Annotated in this window: 15 protein-coding genes; 6 read left to right on the forward strand and 9 right to left on the reverse strand. The window is 66.0% G+C overall.

Annotated features, from left to right (window positions below; translation table 11 throughout):
* Positions 1-114 precede the first annotated feature (114 nt).
* From MKP15_RS15760 to MKP15_RS15775, 4 genes are read left to right on the forward strand one after another with little or no spacing between them, the layout of a single operon-like run.
* A complete protein-coding gene (locus tag MKP15_RS15760) occupies positions 115-951 on the forward strand; it encodes an ABC transporter permease (RefSeq protein WP_240213365.1) in 837 nt (278 codons plus the stop codon).
* Entirely contained in the window at positions 941-2,302 is a 1,362-nt protein-coding gene (locus MKP15_RS15765; protein ID WP_240213366.1) for an ABC transporter ATP-binding protein, read from the forward strand. The genes MKP15_RS15760 and MKP15_RS15765 overlap by 11 nt, the downstream gene beginning before the upstream one ends.
* Entirely contained in the window at positions 2,299-6,663 is a 4,365-nt protein-coding gene (locus MKP15_RS15770) for a glycoside hydrolase family 99-like domain-containing protein (protein ID WP_240213367.1), read from the forward strand. The genes MKP15_RS15765 and MKP15_RS15770 overlap by 4 nt, the downstream gene beginning before the upstream one ends.
* 4 nt (positions 6,664-6,667) lie before the next feature.
* Positions 6,668-7,831, forward strand: coding sequence for a glycosyltransferase (locus tag MKP15_RS15775; RefSeq protein WP_240213368.1), 1,164 nt, complete (start codon positions 6,668-6,670; stop codon positions 7,829-7,831).
* 209 nt (positions 7,832-8,040) lie between these two features.
* Here MKP15_RS15775 and MKP15_RS15780 read toward each other — a convergent pair whose 3' ends face one another.
* From MKP15_RS15780 to MKP15_RS15810, 7 genes are all read right to left on the reverse strand, one after another.
* On the reverse strand, positions 8,041-9,021 hold the full coding sequence (locus MKP15_RS15780) for a GDP-mannose 4,6-dehydratase (RefSeq protein ID WP_240213388.1): 981 nt from the start codon (positions 9,019-9,021) through the stop codon (positions 8,041-8,043).
* 2 nt (positions 9,022-9,023) lie between these two features.
* A complete protein-coding gene (locus MKP15_RS15785) occupies positions 9,024-9,935 on the reverse strand; it encodes a GDP-mannose 4,6-dehydratase (protein WP_240213369.1) in 912 nt (303 codons plus the stop codon).
* Positions 9,928-11,115, reverse strand: a complete 1,188-nt coding sequence (locus MKP15_RS15790; RefSeq protein ID WP_240213370.1) for a cystathionine gamma-synthase — start codon at positions 11,113-11,115, stop codon at positions 9,928-9,930. Before MKP15_RS15790 ends, MKP15_RS15785 begins: the two co-directional genes overlap by 8 nt.
* Positions 11,116-11,185: 70 nt before the next feature.
* Entirely contained in the window at positions 11,186-12,556 is a 1,371-nt protein-coding gene (locus MKP15_RS15795; RefSeq protein WP_240213371.1) for a pyridoxal-phosphate dependent enzyme, read from the reverse strand.
* A 186-nt stretch (positions 12,557-12,742) separates the two neighbouring features.
* On the reverse strand, positions 12,743-12,961 hold the full coding sequence (locus MKP15_RS15800) for a YdcH family protein (protein ID WP_054662668.1): 219 nt from the start codon (positions 12,959-12,961) through the stop codon (positions 12,743-12,745).
* Between the two features lie 393 nt (positions 12,962-13,354).
* The gene (locus tag MKP15_RS15805; RefSeq protein ID WP_240213372.1) at positions 13,355-14,236 is read right to left on the reverse strand and encodes an OmpA family protein; all 882 of its coding nucleotides are present in this window, start codon (positions 14,234-14,236) and stop codon (positions 13,355-13,357) included.
* Complete coding sequence (locus MKP15_RS15810) at positions 14,236-14,622, reverse strand: DUF4398 domain-containing protein (RefSeq protein WP_054662662.1); 387 nt, start codon at positions 14,620-14,622, stop codon at positions 14,236-14,238. Before MKP15_RS15810 ends, MKP15_RS15805 begins: the two co-directional genes overlap by 1 nt.
* Positions 14,623-14,715: 93 nt before the next feature.
* Between MKP15_RS15810 and MKP15_RS15815 the strand changes: the two genes are divergently transcribed.
* The gene (locus MKP15_RS15815; RefSeq protein WP_054662659.1) at positions 14,716-15,846 is read left to right on the forward strand and encodes a PilT/PilU family type 4a pilus ATPase; all 1,131 of its coding nucleotides are present in this window, start codon (positions 14,716-14,718) and stop codon (positions 15,844-15,846) included.
* Between the two features lie 81 nt (positions 15,847-15,927).
* On the opposite strand, the gene maiA is transcribed toward MKP15_RS15815, so the two are convergent.
* Positions 15,928-16,584, reverse strand: a complete 657-nt coding sequence (gene maiA, locus MKP15_RS15820; protein WP_240213373.1) for a maleylacetoacetate isomerase — start codon at positions 16,582-16,584, stop codon at positions 15,928-15,930.
* 143 nt (positions 16,585-16,727) lie between these two features.
* Positions 16,728-17,717 carry a fumarylacetoacetate hydrolase family protein gene (locus MKP15_RS15825; protein WP_161615290.1) on the reverse strand — a complete coding sequence of 330 codons (990 nt, stop codon included), beginning with the start codon at positions 17,715-17,717 and terminating at the stop codon, positions 16,728-16,730.
* Positions 17,718-18,196: 479 nt separating this feature from the next.
* Between MKP15_RS15825 and MKP15_RS15830 the strand changes: the two genes are divergently transcribed.
* A complete protein-coding gene (locus MKP15_RS15830) occupies positions 18,197-19,606 on the forward strand; it encodes a DEAD/DEAH box helicase (RefSeq protein ID WP_240213374.1) in 1,410 nt (469 codons plus the stop codon).
* Positions 19,607-19,678 lie beyond the last annotated feature (72 nt).

Here is a 19,678-nt window from a genome sequence, read left to right on the forward strand (position 1 = left end):
CATCTCCTTCGCACGATGGGCAAGCGGTTCTCGCCTATAATTGGCCGTTTGCACGTGCCGATACAAGGCCCGCCCGGACAGACGCCGGCTACGCCAGCCTAGGACAGTAACTTAATGCTCCGTTCAGGACCCACTTCCGCCTCATCCATATCGCCGCTGGCGCTTTGCGCGTCGATCTGGCATCACCGCGCCACGATCAGGGCGTTGGCCAGGCGCGAGGTACAGAGCAAATACCGGGGATCGGTGCTTGGGGTTTTCTGGTCGCTGATAAACCCGCTGTTGATGCTCGCCATCTATACATTCGTTTTCAGCGAGATATTCCGCATGCGCTGGGGCGGCGGGCTGGACCACCCACTGGATTTCGCACTGATGCTGTTCACCGGAATGATAATCTTCGGATTCATCTCCGAGACCCTGTCACGCGCGCCGCACTTGATTACCGGCAACCCGAATCTGGTCAAGAAGATCGTATTTCCCCTTGAAATATCCGCACCGGTCGCGGTCATCAGCGGATTGTTCCAGCTCATGATTGGCCTCGCGCTGCTGCTGCTGGTATTCACGGTGACCAAGGGAGCGCCGCCGGCAACCACCCTGCTGTTCCCGGTCATCGCCATCCCCCTGCTGCTGCTTACCCTCGGCGCCACCTGGTTCATCTCATCGCTGGGCGTTTTCATCCGCGACATCAGCCAGCTGATCGCGCACCTGCTGATGGTGACGATGTTCCTGTCCCCCATCTTCTACCCGATAACCGCGATCCCGGAAAAGTTCCGTGCGTTCTTCTACCTCAATCCGCTGACCTTTCTGGTCGAGCAGACCCGGCGGATACTCATCCTCGGCCTGCAGCCGGATTGGCAACAGTTGATCGCATTCACCGGAATGTCCGCGCTCGTCTGCTATCTCGGGTTCGTATGGTTCCAGTTCACCCGCAGGGGCTTCGCAGATGTCCTCTGAGATCGCACTGCGCGTCAACCACGTCAGCAAGGTATTCCGCGCGTACTCCAACCCGGCAAAGCGCCTCACTCACGCGCTCGGCATCCGTGCGAACAACCTGCTCAGGACGTTCGGGCTCCCGCAACTGGCGGGCGACCAGGCCGCGGTCCAGGAGTTCACCGCGCTCGACGACATAAGTTTCGAGGTCATGCGCGGCCATACCACGGGCATTGTCGGGCGCAACGGCGCCGGGAAATCCACACTGCTGCAGATCATTGCCGGCACGCTCGCACCCAGCCAGGGTACGGTCGACGTCAGCGGGAGAATCGCCGCACTGCTGGAGCTGGGGTCCGGCTTCAATCCCGAGTTCAACGGCATCGAGAATGCCCGGCTCAATGCCGCGATCCTGGGGCTTTCCCCGGAAGAGATCGATGCACGGATGGACTCCATCCTCGCGTTCGCCGATATCGGCCATTTCGTCAACCGGCCGGTCAAGACCTACTCCTCGGGCATGATGGTTCGCCTTGCGTTCGCGGTGCAGGCGCAGGTCGACCCGGAGATACTCATCGTCGACGAAGCACTGGCCGTAGGCGATGCGAAGTTCCAGTCCAAATGCTTTGCCCGGCTGGAGGCCCTGAAGGAAACGGGAACGTCCATCCTGTTCGTATCCCACTCCACCGAACAGATCGTCAGCCACTGCGATGACGCCATCCTGATAGAAGGCGGGCGGCTGCGGCAGCGCGGGCAACCAAAGGACGTGGTCCACACTTACCTGGACCTGTTGTTCGGCAAGCCGCCGGCATCCACGCCGGCGACGGGACAGGCACCCCGACCCACGACGCCAGCGCACACTGGCGGCACCCCCGCGCCGGAAACGCGGGGCAACCGGTACGTCGACCAGCCCCACTACAACCCCTATGAATTCAGGTGGGGCGACGGTGCGGCATGCATCGCCGATTTCAGGCTGCTCGCCAATGGCACCGAGGCAGCGCAGATCATTCCCGCGGGTACTTCGCTGCAGCTGTTGCTTGGAATATCGTTCGAACGTGCCATCAGCCGCCCGATCATGGGCCTGACGATCAAGTCGAAGGACGGTGTCACCGTCTTCGGGACGAACTCGGAACTGAGCCGTTTCGCCGGCCTGCCCGGCTCGGTCGCGGAAGGCACGGAAATGCAGGTGGATATCCACTTCGAATGCAATCTTGGCCCAGGTGATTACTTCATATCGGTCGGCCTGGCCAGCCGGAGTGGCGAAGAGATCATCCCCCACGACCGGCGCTATGACTCCATACACTTCACCGTCACGGACGACGAGTGCTTCGGCTTCACCAAGCTACCGATGACTTTCAGCATCAAGGAACTACGGTCTTGACTACCAACAACAACTACTCCGATTTCCTGAGCCGCAATGGCCTGCGCAGGAATGATGACACGGGAGTATGGTCGCGCGGACCGGGCACCAGCTTCGACTACAGCGACGGCGACGAGGTCGAGAACAGGATCGCCAGGGCCATCGCCACCAGTAATGATGTCTCGCTGTTTTCAGCGGAGCTGGCGGAGCACCAGACCGACTGGGCATCCACTTACCACCTGAGTCCGGTGCGCGCCAACCTGCTGCGCCCTCTTCAGCCCGTCCTTGGAGGCAGGAAAGTCCTGGAGATCGGGGCCGGCTGTGGGGCCATCAGTCGATACCTCGGCGAACAGGGCTGTGAGTTGCTGGCACTGGAAGGCAGCGAGCGACGCGCGGCGATCGCCGCAAGCCGCTGCCGTGACATGGACAACGTCACCGTCGTCAACAGCAGCTTCGACGAACTTCCGGACGGACCCCGGTTCGATGTGGTGACCTTGATCGGGGTACTGGAGTATGCCCGCAAGTATTCATCCGGACCCGATGGCATCGCGACCACCCTGCGCAAGGCGAGGTCGCTGCTGGGCGAAGGCGGGGTGCTCATAGTTGCGATCGAGAACCAGCTGGGGCTGAAGTATTTCGCCGGGATGCACGAAGACCACCTGGGCCGCGCCATGGAGGGCATCCAGGATCACTACGCGCCCGATGGCGTGGTGACGTTCGGTCGTCGCGAGCTGTCCGATCGCATCCTGGCCGCGGGTTTCACGTCCTGCGAATTCGCATTGCCATTCCCCGACTACAAGCTTCCAAGCAATCTGGTTCTTCCCGCGGGTTGGGACAACCACGCGCATTTCGATTGCGCCACCCTTGCCGGGCAGGCCACGCGCAGCGACCGGCAGCTCAACCACCCGCTCCTGTTCTCGACTGGCCAGGCCTTTGCGGTAGCGCAACGCAACGGTCTGATCGCCGATCTTTCGAACTCGTTCCTGGTGCTCGCGCAGGCGACCGAGGGCGCCCCCCGCTTTGCCGGGTTCTCGCCTGGCATCCTGGCGCACCACTATGCCGTCGAACGAACGCCGCGCTACGCCACCGCCACCACCATCGTGGAGCAGTCCGGATCGATCGAGGTCCGCAGGCAACCATTGGCCGGGAATGCGCCGGGCATGGCGTCGCCACTGCTTTCCCATGCAGTGCGCAGCGAGCCGTACGTGCCCGGCAGGCATTGGGTGGATGAGCTTGACCTTGTCCTGAGCCGGCATGGCTGGAACGTGGATGACGTGGCAGGCTGGCTGCGCCAGTGGATGGATGCACTGCAGCTCAAAGCCACCGGGCACGACATTGGCGAGCGGATCTCGCTGCACACGCAACTGCCGGGCAACCTGATCGACGCGGTGCCCAGGAATCTGATCAAAGCCGCCGATGGCGAGTGGGTCTTCTTCGACCAGGAATGGGAGCTGCGCCATCCCATAAGCCTGGGCTACCTCATGTTCCGCGCCTTCAACGTAAGCCTGGCCTCGGTTACCTGCGTGGCGGAGCCGGCAGAAACCGAGCTTCTGCATGTACCGACGCTGTTCCGGGCCTGCCTGCGGCAACTGGGCATGGTCGTAACGGCATCGGACATTCTTGATTACCTCGACTTCGATGCCGCATTCGAGAGCGAGGTCCGTGGAAAGCTGGCCAGGCCGCTGACGCTCGCACAGTATGAGGCCTACGTGCTCGCGTCCACGCCGGATATCACCTCACTCCTGCATGGCAACCAGGCATGCCTGCCTGCCGATGTGGTTGAAACACTGGCACGGCGCAAGGCCGATCTCGAGAGCGCGCAGGACGAGCGTGATTGCCTGCGACGCAGAGCCGAGGAGGTGGAGCATGCAGTCGCGCTCCGCGATAGCGAGCTCGCATCCTGCAACAGCCGGCTGCAGGAGCAGGCGCTGGCTCTTGCCGATGCGTCCTCCGCGTTGCTCACGGCCAATGCCGCGGCAGCTGCACTGCAACAGGAGCTGGAGAGCGTCGCGGCGGAACGGCAAAGCGTCGCAGCGGAACTGGAGGCGACCAGGAACTCGGCAAGCTGGCGCATCACCCGCCCGCTCAGGACCACGAAGGCGTTTGTCCGCCGTTCGCTGCGCACATCCGTCCAAGGCGCGACGGGCGGCGCCCGCAAGCTGTATCGCAGGCTGCCGGTTTCCATGCACCTGAAGCTGGCGATCAAGAACGCGCTGTTCCAGAATTTCCCGATTCTGTTCTCGCGGACCAACGCGTACAGGCGCTGGAAGGCCCATGTCGCGACCCATGGAGCAGATGTCCACGCATACGCCCCCATTGCGCAACCCCATATGCTGGATGCGCCCGGCGCGGCATCCGCCCTGTACGTGGCGGACGGCGTGGCCGAATGGAGCGACTATGGCGACGTCAAGCGCAGGATCGCCGAAGCACTGCATGCACGGCATGACCGTGAACCGGCCAGCGTCAAGATGCATGAATTCAGCAACCGGGATCTGGAGACGATCGCCGGACAGCTGAAACTGCCCGCCCCGGTCGAGTCGCCCGACGTCAGCATCGTGATACCGGCATACAACCATGCCGCACGCACGCTCGAATGCCTTGCATCGATCGCGGAATGTCACGATCCGTCGGGGCCGACGATCGAGATCATCGTCGCCGACGATGCTTCCACCGACGCATCCGCGCTCGCGGTATCCCGCGTTGCCGGCGTTCGTTTCGTGCGGCAGACGGAGAACCTGGGCTTCCTGCGGAACTGCAACCGGGCCGCCGCACAGGCAAGCGGCAGAACCCTGCTCTTCCTCAACAACGATGTGCAGGTGAAGCCAGGCTGGCTCAAGGCGATGTGGACCTGCCTCGATTCCGACCCCAGCATCGGCGCCGTCGGCCCGAAGATCGTCTACCCCAGCGGCTGGCTGCAGGACGCGGGAACCCGCCTGCACCCCGATGGGACCGCAGAGATGATCGGCCTGAACAGCCTGCCCGACAGACCGGCGTACTCGTATGACCGCGACGTGGACTATTGTTCCGGGGCGTGCCTGCTGGTTAGGCGCGACGACTTTGTCGCGCTCGGCGGGTTCGATGACCAGTTGGCGCCCGCGTACTGCGAGGATGCTGACCTGTGCATGCAGTTGCGAAAGCACGGCAGGCGGATCGTGTTCTGCGCAGCCGCGGAAGTCGTCCACCATCTGAGTGTCACTTCGGACTCGTTGCCCAGTGACTACAAGCTCAGCTGCATCACCCGCAACCTTGGAGTCTTCAGCGGGAAGTGGCGCGAAGAGCTGGATGCGTTGCAGCAGGTCCGCACCATCGCCTTCTACCTTCCGCAGTTCCACCCGATTCCGGAGAACGACCTGTGGTGGGGCGAAGGCTTCACCGAATGGACCAATGTCACCAAGGCCCGCCCGAACTACGTGGGCCACGACCAGCCCAGGATCCCCGCCGATCTCGGCTACTACGATCTCCGCGTTCCGGAAGTGATGAGCAAGCAGGCCGAGTTGGCACGCCGCTATGGTATCGGCGGCTTCTGCTTCTATTACTACTGGTTCGCGGGCCACAGGCTGCTGGAGCGGCCGATCGAGCAGATGTTGGCGTCGGGCGAACCGGACTTCCCGTTCTGCCTGTGCTGGGCCAACGAGAACTGGACCCGGCGCTGGGATGGGCAGGAGCAGGACGTGCTGATGGCCCAGCAGCATTCGGACGAGGACGACCTGGCGGTCATCGAGGACCTGGCCCGCTATTTCCGCAGCCCCAGCTACATCCGCATCAATGGCAATCCGCTGCTGTTGGTCTATCGCGTGACGCTTTTCCCCGATTTTGCCCGCACGTCCTCGCTGTGGCGCAAGTACTGCCGGGAGAACGGCATTGGCGAGATCTACCTGGCACAGGTGGAGTCGTTCGAACTGGCCAGCGCCGGCATCCACCCGGAAGACCTGGGGTGCGATGCCGCCGTCGAGTTCCCGCCGCAGGGCATGGCGGAGCCGCGCCAGCCTTCGGGTGAGATCATCAATCAGAACTTCGCCGGTGCGGTCGCGGACTATCGCGACCTGGCCGTGCGCTATGCCACCCGCGAGCTCCCTGCCTACAAGCGATTCATGGGCGTAATGCCGGGATGGGACAACACCGCGCGCAGGCAGAACAACAGCTACAGCTTCGAACATTCCAGCCCGGGCGCGTTCCAGGCTTGGCTTGAGACGTCGGTCAAGCGTACCCGCCAGCAATACAGCGGCGATGAGCAGATCGTGTTCATCAACGCATGGAACGAATGGGCCGAAGGCGCATACCTGGAACCCGACAGGCGCTTCGGCCACTCTTTCCTGCAGGCCCATCTGAACGCGCTGGAAGCCGAGCACCTGGTCGAGCGCAAGACCTCCTTCCCCGGTTGAATACATGAACCACGGATCCGACATCGTCCTGATTGGCCACCCTTTCGCACCCATCGGTTGCGGCGAAAGCCTGCGCTGTTCGTATCGCGCATTCCGCTCCGTCGCGCTGGCACCGCTGCTGCTCGATGTATATGGCCACTTCAAGCCCGAGCCTGACGCGGAACGCGAGTTCGCGCCCGCCCTTACCGACAAGCTGGGGCGGATCAACGTGTTCCACCTCAACGCCGACGAGGTCGACAGCGCGCTGTCGCTGCTCAGGCTGCCGGCCGACTCCTACAACATCCTCTATCCGAACTGGGAACTGTCGCACTTTCCGGAGCCCTGGATCGGCGCACTCGACCGCTTTGACGAAGTGTGGTGCCCTTCCAGGTTCATATTCGATTCCATCAACGGGCATACCCGGGCAACTACCCGGCATCTTCCGGTCGCGTGCGAAGTGACGCTTTCGTCGATGCTCTCCCGTCGATACTTCGGCATACCGGAGAGCGCATTCGCGTTCCTGTTCTTCTTCGATTTCCGCTCGTTCGCGGCGCGCAAGAATCCAGATGCGGTGGTGAACGCTTTCCTCCAGCACTGTGCGGCGCTGCCCACCGCCAACTCACACCTGGTCGTCAAGACCAACGGCGCGGAAGCCGATCCGGCGGCGTTTGAGCGACTGCAGAAGACGCTGAGCCCATTGCGCGGCAGGGTGACCTTCATCAACAAGACGATCAGCGACAACGAGATCAAGAACCTTGTGCGCTGCTGCGACAGCTTCGTCTCGCTTCATCGCTCCGAAGGCTATGGCCGCGGACTTGCCGAGGCAATGTACCTGGGGAAGCCGCTGATCTGCACCGGTTACTCGGGGAACCTTGATTTCATGGATGCCCAGTCGGCATTGCTCACCGATTTCTCGCTCGTGCCGGTCAAGGATGGCGAATACCCGTTCGCGGCAGGCCAGGTATGGGCAGACGCGGATGTGGAGCAGGCTGCCAGGTTCATGTCAGAGCTGTACCTGGACAGGAATCGGGCACGTGAACTCGGAAGACGGGCATCGCGCACCGTCCGCGCGCGCGTCAGCTATCGTACCGTCGGCATGAGCTACAGGACGCGCATCCAGGAAATACGCGACACGCTGCAGAGTGGATTCGTGGCGCGGGCCAGCCAGTCGGCAGGCCCGGCACGCTGATCCTGCTCGCGGATCGCCGCGGCCGACCGGCACCCATGCCCCTCGCCTGCCCGGGGGAGCAGGCGCCTGCTGGCGCCTGAGCCGAAAAAAAGGGGGATCATGCGATCCCCCTTTGGCATTCCGATCAGGCCGACACCGCGTTGACCGCAGTGTCGGCGCCAACGGCGACCGCTCGCGGCACCGGGCCCTTCCGGGACCGTATACACATCTCAGCCACGGCCATCGGCGATGCGGCGCAGGTCCGCCTCGACCATCATCTCGATCAGCTGCTGCAACGACGTGGTCGCTTTCCACCCGAGCCGGGCCTGGGCCTTGGCCGGATTGCCGAGCAGGACATCCACTTCAGCCGGCCGCATGAACTGTTCGTCGATGACCAGATGATCCTCCATGTTCAGTCCGACGTGGGCAAACGCGATCTGGCACATCTCCCTGACGGTCGAGGTGATGCCGGTGGCCACCACGTAGTCGTCCGGTACGTCCTGCTGCAGCATCATCCACATCGCCTCGACATAGTCGCCCGCGAATCCCCAGTCGCGCTTGGCGTCGATGTTGCCGAGCCGCAGCTGCTTCTGGCGTCCCAACTTGATGGATGCCACGGCATGGGTCACCTTGCGGGTCACGAATTCAATGCCGCGCAGCGGGGATTCATGGTTGAAGAGGATGCCGCTCGACGCATGCATGCCATGGCTTTCGCGGTAGTTGACGGTTGCCCAATGCGCCATCAGCTTGGCCACGCCGTAAGGACTGCGCGGATAGAACGGGGTCGCCTCGTCCTGGCGCTCCGCCTGGATCAACCCGAACATCTCGCTCGTCGAGGCCTGGTAGAAGCGCGCCTGCGGATTGACCAGCCTTACCGCCTCGAGAACCCTCAGCGCCCCGAGGCCATCCACGTCGGAGGTCAGCAACGGCTGCTGCCAGGACGTACCGACGAAGCTCTGCGCGCCCAGGTTGTACACCTCGTGCGCATTCGACACCTGCATCGCCCGGATGAGCGAGGAGAGGTCCGTCAGGTCACCGTCGATGAACTTCACGTCGTCGACGATGCCCAGTTCGCGGAGACGCCACAGCGTATCGGTGCTCCGCCGCGCCAGCAGCCCGCTGACCGAGTACCCCTTCTCCAGCAGCAGCTTCGCCAGATAGGCACCGTCCTGGCCGGTGATTCCCGTAATTAGGGCCGAATTTCCGCGGATGATCACGTCCTGCTCTCCATTTCTTCAATAATGTCTTGCAACGTCTTCTCCCAGGGAATGGCGGGGAGCCAGCCGGTGTCACGTGACACCAATGTGTTGTCGGCCACCATCCTGCGCTGCTCCGCCGGGCGGAATTTCGAAGGATCCTGCTCTATTTCCGCATCCACTGCCTTCAACGCGAGCAACCGTTCCAATATTCCACGGACGCTGCGCTCGGCGCCGCTGCAGAGCTGGTAGGTTCGCCCGGAGGTACCGGAGACCAACAGGCGGGCATAGCCGACAACGATATCCCGCACGTCGGTGAAGTCACGGGTCACGTCGATATCGCCCGCTCGGATGAGCGGCGCCCTCTGCCCGCGCGCAATGGCTACCACCTGGGCAGCGAGAGCGGGCACCACGAAGGCTGCGTCCTGGCCGGGACCGACGTGGTTGAACGGACGCGCGACCACTACATCCAGGCTGTTGGATCGGTGCCATTGCAGGCACAGCAGCTCCGCGGACAGCTTGGAAACCGCGTAGGGATTCCTCGGTGCCGGCGGATGCTGCTCCGTCACCGGCAACTGCGACTCATGCACCGCTCCATACACGTCGCCAGAGCTCACATAGAGAAAGCGCCCGGAAAAGCCCACGCTGTCCAGCGCCTGCAGCAGATGCAGGGTCCCCATCAGATTGATCTCAAGGGTCCCGGCGGGATCCTCGAAGGAGCGGGGTACGAAGCTCTGCGCTGCCAGGTGGATGACATGATCGGGCCGGATCGAGGCCACTTCGGCCTGCAGCGCCGACCGATCGCGGATGTCCACGTTCTGCAGGGTCGCAAACTCGACGCCAGCGAACGCCGCAGCCCCCATCAGATGCCTGCCGACAAAGCCGGAGGCGCCCGTCACCAGAACGCGACGACCGCTGAGCTCATGCATCAAGCGCATTCTCCAGATCCGCGCGCAGGTCCTCCACATCCTCCACGCCGACGCTCAGGCGCACCAGCGCGTCACTGATGCCCAGCTGCTGGCGGCGGACCGGCGGGATCGAGGCATGGGTCATTACCGCGGGATGGTTGACCAGGCTTTCCACGCCACCGAGGGATTCGGCCAGGGTGAACAGCTGGGTGCGCTCGCAGAAGCGCTTCGCCGTCTCGAAGCCGCCCTTGAGCACGACCGAGACGATGCCGCCGAAGCCGCTCATCTGCGCCGACGCCAGCGCATGCTGCGGGTGCGACGCCAGGCCCGGATAGATGACCTTCTCCACGGCCGGGTGCGTTTCCAGCCATTGGGCCAGCGCCAGTGCGTTGGCGCAGTGGGCCTTCATCCGCAGCGGCAGCGTCTTCAGCCCGCGCAGCGCCAGGAAGCTGTCGAACGGGCCCTGCACGCCACCCACCGAGTTCTGCAGGAAGGCCATCTGCTCGGCCAGTTCGGCGTTGTCGCCGACCACGACCATGCCGCCGACCATGTCCGAGTGGCCGTTGAGGTACTTGGTGGCCGAGTGCACCACGATGTCCGCACCCAACTGCAGCGGGCGCTGCAGCATCGGCGAGGCGAAGGTGTTGTCGACCACCACGATCAGCCCATGGCGCCGGGCGATGGCCGCGACCGCGGCGATGTCCACGATCTTCAGCATCGGGTTGGTCGGCGTCTCGATCCACACCATTTTCGTCTTCGGCGTGATCGCCGCCGCCAGCGCGGCCGGGTCGGTGAGGTCGACGAAGCTGAAATCCAGCCCTGCCGTGCGCCGGCGCACGCGCTCGAACAGGCGGAAGCTGCCGCCGTAGATGTCATCCATCGCCACCACGTGGCTGCCGGCATCGAGCAGCTCGATCACCGTCGAGGTCGCGGCCATGCCCGAGGCGAACGCGTAGCCGCGGCTGCCGCCTTCGAGCGCGGCCACGCAGCGCTCATAGGCGAAACGGGTGGGATTGTGGGTGCGCGAGTATTCGAAGCCCTGGTGCACGCCCGGGCTGGACTGCGCGTAGGTCGAGGTCGCATAGATCGGCGGCATCACCGCGCCGGTACTCGGGTCCGGCGACTGGCCGCCGTGGATGGCCAGGGTGGCGAGCGACAGGCTGCGCTCGCCGCCATCGCCGCGTGGGTGCTGATCCGTCATGGTGCTTTCCGGCTGGTAAGGGGGGAAATTCTACGGGGACGACCTGAACCGGCCGTTCCGGCTGCCGCGCTCACTGCACCCGCCGCCGCAGGTAGTTCAGCAGGTCGATACGGGTGATCAGGCCGAGGAAGTCGTTGCCGTCCATGATGATGGCGACCTGGCCACGGTCGAATACCGGCAGCAGCGCCTCGATCGGCGACTTCACGTCCAGCCGGTCGAGCTTGCTGACCATGGCGATGGCCACCGGATCGCGGAACCGCGCTTCGTCGCCGTAGACATGCAGCAGCACGTCGCTCTCGTCGATGATGCCGACCAGGCGGTCGCCATCCATCACCGGCAGCTGCGAGACGTCGTACAGCTTCATGCGCTGGTAGGCGGTGGTCAGCAGGTCGTTGGGGCCGACCACCACGGTGTCGCGCTGGCTGTACGGGCGCAGGATCAGGTCGCGCAGGTCGCCGTAGCGCGGGCGCTCGAGGAAACCGTTGTCCAGCATCCAGTAGTCGTTGTACATCTTCGACAGGTATTTGTTGCCGGTATCGCATACCAGCACCAGCACCTTCTTCGGGGTGGTCTGCTCGCGGCAGTACTTCAGCGCCGCCGCCAGCAGGGTGCCGGTGGAGGAACCGCCGAGGATGCCTTCCTTGCCCAGCAGTTCGCGTGCGGTGTGGAAGCTCTCCGCGTCGCTGATTGCATAGGCCTTGCTGACCCGGCTGAAATCGGAGATCGACGGCAGGAAATCCTCGCCGATGCCTTCCACCAGCCACGAGCCCGATTTCTCGTTGAGCGTGCCCTCGTTGATGTACTCGGCCAGGATCGAGCCGACCGGGTCGGCCAGCACCAGTTCGGTCTTCGGCGACAGCCGGGCGAAGGCGCGCGACAGCCCGGTCATGGTGCCGGAACTGCCGCAGCCGAACACGATGGCGTCCAGGTCGCCGTCCATCTGTTCGAGGATCTCCGGGCCGGTGCCGAATTCGTGCGCGGCCGGATTGTCGGGGTTGCCGAACTGGTTGACGAAATAGGCACCCGGGGTGCGCTCGGCGATGGTCTTGGCCAGGTCCTGGTAGTACTCGGGGTGGCCCTTGGCCACGTCCGAGCGGGTCAGCACCACTTCGGCGCCCATCGCCTTGAGGTTGAAGATCTTCTCCCGGCTCATCTTGTCCGGGACCACCAGGATCAGCTTGTAGCCCTTCTGCTGGGCCACCAGCGCCAGGCCCAGCCCGGTATTGCCGGCGGTGCCTTCCACCAGTGTCGCGCCCGGCCTGAGGTCGCCGCGCTTCTCCGCCGCCTCGATCATCGACAGGCCGATGCGGTCCTTGATGGAGCCGCCCGGGTTGGCGCTTTCGAGCTTGAGATAGAGCTCGCAGACACCGGCATCCAGGCGCTGGGCCTTGATGATCGGCGTGCGCCCGATGAGTTCGAGTACGGAGGAGTGGATTGCCATCGATATGCTTGGGATCGCGCCGCGCCGCGGCCGGAGCCCGATTATCCGATGGATATGCGCGAAAGTCAGGCGACGATCGGTTGTTGGATCATTGCCAGTGCGCCTTTGCGCAAGCGACGCGGGCAAGGGCGGCCGACGAGGAGGCCGCCCTTGCCCGCGACGGAAAGTTTTCAGCGTGGGGAAGGTTCAGTTGAGCCGGTTTTCATACATCCGCAGCAGTTTCTGCTTGGCCAGCAGCTTTTCGCGTTTCATCTGCCCCAGGGTCACATCGTCGATGGGAAGTACTCCCAGTTCCGCATCCATGCATTTCTTGTTCAGCTTCTGGTGCTGCTGATAGAGCTGCTTGAACTCGGGGTTGACCTTGATCAACGCGTCGATCTCACTCTGCGGCTGCCCTTCGAACATGACTACCTCCTACATGCGGAAACACGAACGCCCCGGCCTTGCGGCACGGGGCGCTCTGGGATGGAGGTCCGGACGGGGCACGGCCGAACCCGAGGCCGCATTCCGGCGCACTGCCCGGAAGCTGTCTGCTGCTGGTTCGCGCCACGGTTGCACTGGCCCGGTCCTCCGCTGTCCGGGCGACGAAAATGCCGCCCGGACAATTGACCCTACGCCTGAAAAATAGTTCCGGCAAGCGCGCTGGATGGAGTCTGAAAAGGTTCAGCAACGGGCGCACATTCAGCGGCGACGGCGGCGCCGCGCCGTGGCCGGTAGCGGATACCGGCCGACCACAAGCAGTAGTGCCGGAGCGGGGTGGGACCCCACTCCATGGGTGCCGGCGGCGCCGTCAGGACATCACGGCGCGACGATCACCTCGGCGGAGCGGGCGCGGGTGGCGGCCGCCTTCTTGCCGCTGGCCTGGATGCGGTTGGCACCGACACCGGCCGCCACCAGGGCGTCCCTCAGCGCCTGCGCGCGGCGCTGGCCGACCCCGTTGGCGCTGTCGTACCCCTCGATGGTCACCCGCCCCTTCTTGCCGATGTTCAGGTACTCGGCCAATGCCTTGAGCTGGTCGCGCGCGGCAGCCGACGGGGTCGCCTGGCCGGCGGCGAAGGCGTCGCCGGCCAGGGTGAACACCTCGCCGCGATTGTCGAACCTGGACGGCGGCAGCTTCTTGCCGGAGACCAGTTCGGCTTCCTCGCGGGCCAGCCTGGCGGCGTTCTGCTGGGCCGAGCTGACCCGCGCGGCCTGCTTGCCGGCCACGCTGGTCAGCGCTGCTTCGGCGTCCTGGCGGGCCAGGGTCTCGGCCTCGGCCGCCTGGCGCAGGCGCTCGGCTTCCTCGGCCTGGATCTGCGCCTGCACCCGCAGCCGCTCCGCCTCCTGGCGGGCACGGGCGGCCTCGCGCCGGCTGGCCTCGACCAGCAGCTCGCTGCGGGTGCGTTCGAGCTGGTCGACCTCGCGGCGGGCGGCTTCGGCGCGGGCGCTGGCCTCGGCGATCGCCACCCGGCGCTCGGCCAGGTAGCGCGCCTGGTCCAGTTCCTTGCGCCTGGCCTTGGCCAGCACGGCGATCGCCTGCTGCGCCTGCAGGCGCTCCAACGCCGCCAGGTCGGTGGTGCGCGCGTCGGCCTGCAGGCTGACCAGGCGCTGGTTCAACATCGCCACCGCCGGATCCTCGGCCGCGGCGACGAGCAGCGGCGCGGCCAGCAGGCCGGCCACGAGCAGGATGCGGATGCCCATCAGTGTCCCTCCCCGGTCGCCAGCTGGCGTTGCAGGCGCTCCACCTCGGCCCTGCGCTGGGCGAGCATGGCCAACGCCACCGCCTCCTCGCTCTGGGCCCGCGCCAGGTCGGCGTCGACCGCGGCACGCTGCGCCAGCAGGGGCGCCTGCTTGCGCTCGCGGCGGTCGCCGGCCGCGCGCTGGGCCTGTTCCAGCTGCTGCCGCGCCAGGGCGATGGTGTCCGGCGCGTACTGGTCGGCATCGGCGCGGTCGGCGCGTTCGACCGCCTGCTGCGCGGCAAGCAGGTCGGCCGCAGCCGGATCCTGCGCCATGGCGCTGGCGCAGAGCGCAGATGCGCACGCGGTCACATACAGGAGACGTCGTAAGTGTGCGAAGCTAGGTTTCATTGGGGAGCCGTCGCGGAAAGGTGAGCACGGCCATTGTCGTCAAGGCCGCCGCGTGCTTGCAACGTTGGGCGGCGAATGCCTGGGGAATCATCCATGGATATCGGCTATTTCCTGAAGCTGATGACCGAAAAGAACGCATCGGACATGTTCCTGACCACGGGGGCGCCGGTGCACATCAAGATCGAGGGCAAGCTGTACCCCCTGGGCAATACCGGCCTGCCGCCGGGCATGGTCAAGAAGATCGCCTACTCGCTGATGGACGAGGGCCAGGTGCCGCAGTTCGAGCGCGACCTGGAGCTGAACATGGCCATCGCACTGGCCGATGTGGGGCGTTTCCGGGTGAACGTGTTCAAGCAGCGCGGCGAAGTGGGCATGGTCATCCGCGCGATCAAGAACCGGATCCCCTCGATCGAGGAGCTGAAACTGCCGGACGTGCTCAAGGACGTGATCATGACCCCGCGCGGGCTGGTGCTGGTGGTCGGCTCCACCGGTTCGGGCAAGTCCACCTCGCTGGCGTCGATGATCGACCACCGCAACGCCACCACCACCGGGCACATCCTCACCATCGAGGATCCGATCGAATTCCTGCACCGGCACAAGCAGTCCATCGTCAACCAGCGCGAGGTCGGGCTGGACACCCACGCCTTCCACAACGCGCTGAAGAACGCGATGCGCGAGGCGCCGGACGTGATCCTGATCGGCGAGATCCTCGACGCCGAGACCATGGAGGCGGCCATCGCCTTCGCCGAGACCGGCCACCTGTGCCTGGCCACGCTGCACTCCAACAACGCCGACCAGACCATCGAGCGCATCCTAAACTTCTTCCCCGAGAGCGCGCACCGCAACGTGCTGATGAACCTGTCGCTGAACCTGCGCGCGGTGATCAGCCAGCGCCTGGTCAAGGGCACCGACGGCCGCCGCCGGCCCGCGACCGAGGTGCTGATCAACACGCCGATGATCCGCGACCTGCTGCGCCGCGGCCAGGTGCACGAGATCAAGCAGGCCATGGAGCAGTCGCTCGAAGAGGGCATGCACAGTTTCGACCAGTGCCTGTTCCGGCTGGCCAAGGAGGGCGTGATCGAGCAGGAGGAGGCGCTGCGCGCGGCCGATTCGCGCGATGGCCTGGCGCTCAAGTTCCGGCTGTCCGAGGGTGCCAGCGGCGAGCACGACCCCTATGCGGATTTCTCGGCGGCGGCACCGGCGTCGATTACCCACGGGTTCTGAGGCGCGGCGCAGCACAGTCCCACCACGAAGCCCCGCCGCGGCGGGGCTTTTTCGTGCTTCCGCTGTTGCCGTGCGGCGGGATCAGGCCGCGTCCGGCTGGTTCTCCGGCCGGGCGGCATCGAAGGCCGGCAGCGCCAGGCAGGCGGCTTCGATCCGCCGCAGGGTCGGGAAGGCGTCCAGATCCAGGCGGAAGCGGCGCGCGTTGTACAGCTGCGGCACCAGGCAGCAATCGGCCAGCCCGGGCGCGTCGCCATGGCAGAAGCGGCCGGTCTGCGCCGTGCCCGCCAGCGTCGTTTCCAGCGCCGAAAGGCCAGTGCGCATCCAGTGCAGGATCCAATCGTCGCGCTCGGACTGCGGTACGTGCCATTCCTGGTCGAAGAACTGCAGCACGCGCAGGTTGTTGAGCGGATGGATGTCGCAGGCCACCAGCTGCGCCAGCGCGCGCACCCGCGCGCGGTCGCCCGCCGCCGCCGGCAACAGCGCCGGCTGCGGGTGGGTTTCTTCCAGGTACTCGAGGATCGCCAGCGACTGCGTCAGCACGCGTTCGCCATCGCACAGCGTCGGCACCAGCTCCTGCGGGTTGAGCGCGGCGTAGGCCGGGGCGTGCTGCTGGCCGCCGTCGCGCACCAGGTGGACCGGCACGGTCGCGTACTCCAGCCCTTTCAGGTTCAGGCCGATGCGCACCCGGTAGGCGGCGCTGGAGCGCCAGTAGCTGTAGAGCGTCAATCCCTGTTGCATGTCCGTTTCCTTGTGCCTGCAGGCCACCATACCCGGCGGCGACGGGAGCGCCCGCGCCGCCGGTCGGTCCATCGTGCCGCCGGCCGGGAAGCCGCCCCCGCTGCCGCGTGCGTCTGTCCGCGGACCGGCAGGCCGTGCCGCCATCAGGGCCGCGCGGCCTGCTCGATGCGCTGCTCGATGGCGCCGAAAATGCTGTTGCCGGCGCGGTCGAACATTTCGATGCGCACCACGTCGCCGAAGCGCATGAACGGCGTCGACGGCTTGCCGTCGCGCAGCGTCTCCACGGTACGGCGCTCGGCGAAGCAGGACGCGCCCAGCGCGGTGTCCTCATTGGCGATGGTGCCCGAGCCGACGATGGCGCCGGCCGACAGCGGACGGGTCTTGGCCGCGTGCGCGACCAGCTGGGCGAAATCGAACTGCATGTCCACGCCGGCTTCCGGGGCGCCGAACCATTCGCCGTTGATGTGGGTCACCAGCGGCAGGTGGACCTTGCTGCCCTGCCACGCCTCGCCGAGCTCGTCGGGGGTGACGAATACCGGGCTCAGTGCCGAACGCGGTTTGGACTGCAGGAAGCCGAAGCCCTTGGCCAGTTCGGCCGGGATCAGGTTGCGCAGGCTGACGTCGTTGACCAGGCCGACCAGCTGGATGTGGCCGGCGGCCTGCTCCGGCGTCACCGCCATCGGCACGTCGTCGGTGATGACCACGATTTCGGCCTCCAGGTCGATGCCGTAGTCCTCGCTGACCACCTTGACCGCATCGCGCGGGCCGTAAAAGCCGGCACTGGTCGCCTGGTACATCAGCGGATCGGTGTAGAAGGTCTCCGGAACCTCGGCGCCACGCGCCTTGCGTACCCGCGCCACGTGCGGCAGGTAGGCGCTGCCATCGACGAACTCGTAGGCGCGCGGCAGCGGCGCGGCCAGCGCCTGCATGTCCAGGTCGAACACGCCATCGGCATCGCCATGGTTGAGCGACTCGGACAGCGCGTTCAGCCGCGGCGCGACGTTGGACCAGTCCTCCAGCGCCTGCTGCAGGGTGGCGGCGATGCCGGTGGCGCGCACGGCGCGGGCCAGGTCACGCGAGACCACGATCAGGGTGCCGTCGCGGCCACCTTCCTTCAGGGAACCAAGCTTCATCGGAGCGTCCAGTCCAGGGGCGGGAAACAAGTTTCGATTGTAACGAATAGTCCGGCGGCGACCAGCGCCGCGCAGGCGGCGCCGGTAATCCACCCGATCACGCGTCGCGAGGGCGCCGCCGCGACCGGAGACGGTACCGCGCCCTGCCAGCCGACCGGGAGCCCGCGTCACCCGACCGTACCTGAACAGGGATTTTTGTGCCGTTCCCGAACATCCCTTAGACTATCGCGGTCTGCCAGCGGCCGTCCGTTTCCCTTCCGGGACCGCCGGCGGCGCAGGACCGCAGGCCTCGTCGCCCGGTCCGCCCGCCCGCCCCCATTCCGACGCCTTTCGTCTCGCATTCCGGCCAGCGCGCCTTGCGCTGGTCGCACCCATGATCTCGCAGCGCGGTTTTACGGGAACGCTCCGAGCCGACCGGTCGCCACGACCGGCAGCGCAGGCCCATCCGGGCCGGCGCTTCCCCATATTGCGGAGTTTCCATGTCGTTCGAAGATCTGGGCCTTGCGCCCTTCCTGCTGCGCGCGCTCGCCGAGCAGGGTTACGAAAACCCCACCCCGATCCAGCAGCAGGCCATCCCCCTGGTGCTGCAGGGCCACGACCTGCTGGCCGGCGCGCAGACCGGTACCGGCAAGACCGCCGCGTTCGGCCTGCCGCTGCTGCAGCACCTGGCCACCTCGGCGCAGGAAGTGCGCAGCGGCCCGCGCCGGCCGCGCGCGCTGATCCTGACCCCCACCCGCGAACTGGCCACCCAGGTGCATGACAGCCTGCGCGGCTACAGCAAGTACCTGCGCATCCCCAGCACCTGCATCTACGGCGGCGTCGGCATGGGCAACCAGTTGGACGTCCTGCGCCGTGGCGTGGACCTGCTGGTGGCCTGCCCGGGCCGCCTGATCGACCACCTGGAGCGGCGCAGCATCGATCTGTCCGGCATCGAGGTGCTGGTGCTGGACGAGGCCGACCGCATGCTCGACATGGGCTTCCTGCCCTCGATCAAGCGCATCCTGGCCAAGCTGCCCAAGCAGAACCGGCAGACCCTGCTGTTCTCGGCCACCTTCGCCGACCCGATCAAGCAGCTGGCGCTGGAGTTCATGCGCAATCCGCGCGAAGTCATGGTGACCCCGCGCAACACCGTGGCCGAGACCATCGCCCACCGCGTGCACCCGGTCGACGCCGGGCGCAAGCGCGAACTGCTGCTGCACCTGCTGAGCGCCGATTCGCGCGAGCAGACCCTGGTGTTCGCCAAGACCAAGCACGGCAGCGACAAGCTGGCCACGTTCCTGGACAAGTCCGGCATCAAGACCGCGGCGATCCACGGCAACAAGAGCCAGAGCCAGCGCCTGCGCGCACTGGGCGACTTCAAGGCCGGCCGCGTCACCGTGCTGGTGGCCACCGACATCGCCGCGCGCGGCATCGACATCAACGAGCTGCCCAAGGTCATCAACTACGACCTGCCGATGGTGGCCGAGGATTACGTGCACCGCATCGGCCGCACCGGCCGCAACGGCGCCAGCGGCCAGGCGGTTTCGCTGGTGGCGCAGGAAGATGCCAAGTACCTGCGCCAGATCGTGCGCCTGCTGGACCGCGACATGGATATCCGCGACGTGCCGGGCTTCGAGCCGCACACGCCGATCCGCTGGGGCAACAGCGCCCCGGGCAAGGCCGAGCAGCCGGGCGGCGAGCGTCCGCCGCGCCGTGGCGGTGGCGGCCGTCCCGCTGGCCACCGCGACGCCGCGCCGGGCCAGCGCCGCGGCGGTGCGGGCGCGTCCTCCGGCGCGCCGCGTGGCGAGAACAACGGCCAGCGCCGCGAAGGCCAGCCGGCCGGCGCCGCGCGCCGCCGCCGTGGCGGCCGTGGCCGTGGCAAGGCGCCGCAGCCCAACAGCGCGGTCTGACCGCCCCGCTGGACCCGGAGCGAACGGCCGCGATGCGGCCGTTCGCCGGTGATACCCCCCCCCTCCCGCCGC

It is taken from the genome of Stenotrophomonas sp. Y6, from assembly GCF_022436665.1.
Taxonomy (GTDB): Bacteria; Pseudomonadota; Gammaproteobacteria; order Xanthomonadales; family Xanthomonadaceae; genus Stenotrophomonas; species Stenotrophomonas acidaminiphila_A.

Excerpts from the sequence above, each read along its gene's own strand:
- MKP15_RS15760 (WP_240213365.1), top strand. The coding sequence starts at position 115 with ATGCTCCGTTCAGGACCCACTTCCGCCTCATCCATATCGCCGCTGGCG.
- MKP15_RS15765 (WP_240213366.1), top strand. The coding sequence starts at position 941 with ATGTCCTCTGAGATCGCACTGCGCGTCAACCACGTCAGCAAGGTATTC.
- MKP15_RS15775 (WP_240213368.1), top strand. The coding sequence starts at position 6,668 with ATGAACCACGGATCCGACATCGTCCTGATTGGCCACCCTTTCGCACCC.
- MKP15_RS15785 (WP_240213369.1), bottom strand. The coding sequence starts at position 9,935 with ATGCATGAGCTCAGCGGTCGTCGCGTTCTGGTGACGGGCGCCTCCGGC.
- MKP15_RS15790 (WP_240213370.1), bottom strand. The coding sequence starts at position 11,115 with ATGACGGATCAGCACCCACGCGGCGATGGCGGCGAGCGCAGCCTGTCG.
- MKP15_RS15795 (WP_240213371.1), bottom strand. The coding sequence starts at position 12,556 with ATGGCAATCCACTCCTCCGTACTCGAACTCATCGGGCGCACGCCGATC.
- MKP15_RS15800 (WP_054662668.1), bottom strand. The coding sequence starts at position 12,961 with ATGTTCGAAGGGCAGCCGCAGAGTGAGATCGACGCGTTGATCAAGGTC.
- MKP15_RS15805 (WP_240213372.1), bottom strand. The coding sequence starts at position 14,236 with ATGGGCATCCGCATCCTGCTCGTGGCCGGCCTGCTGGCCGCGCCGCTG.
- MKP15_RS15810 (WP_054662662.1), bottom strand. The coding sequence starts at position 14,622 with ATGAAACCTAGCTTCGCACACTTACGACGTCTCCTGTATGTGACCGCG.
- MKP15_RS15815 (WP_054662659.1), top strand. The coding sequence starts at position 14,716 with ATGGATATCGGCTATTTCCTGAAGCTGATGACCGAAAAGAACGCATCG.
- maiA (WP_240213373.1), bottom strand. The coding sequence starts at position 16,584 with ATGCAACAGGGATTGACGCTCTACAGCTACTGGCGCTCCAGCGCCGCC.
- MKP15_RS15825 (WP_161615290.1), bottom strand. The coding sequence starts at position 17,717 with ATGAAGCTTGGTTCCCTGAAGGAAGGTGGCCGCGACGGCACCCTGATC.
- MKP15_RS15830 (WP_240213374.1), top strand. The coding sequence starts at position 18,197 with ATGTCGTTCGAAGATCTGGGCCTTGCGCCCTTCCTGCTGCGCGCGCTC.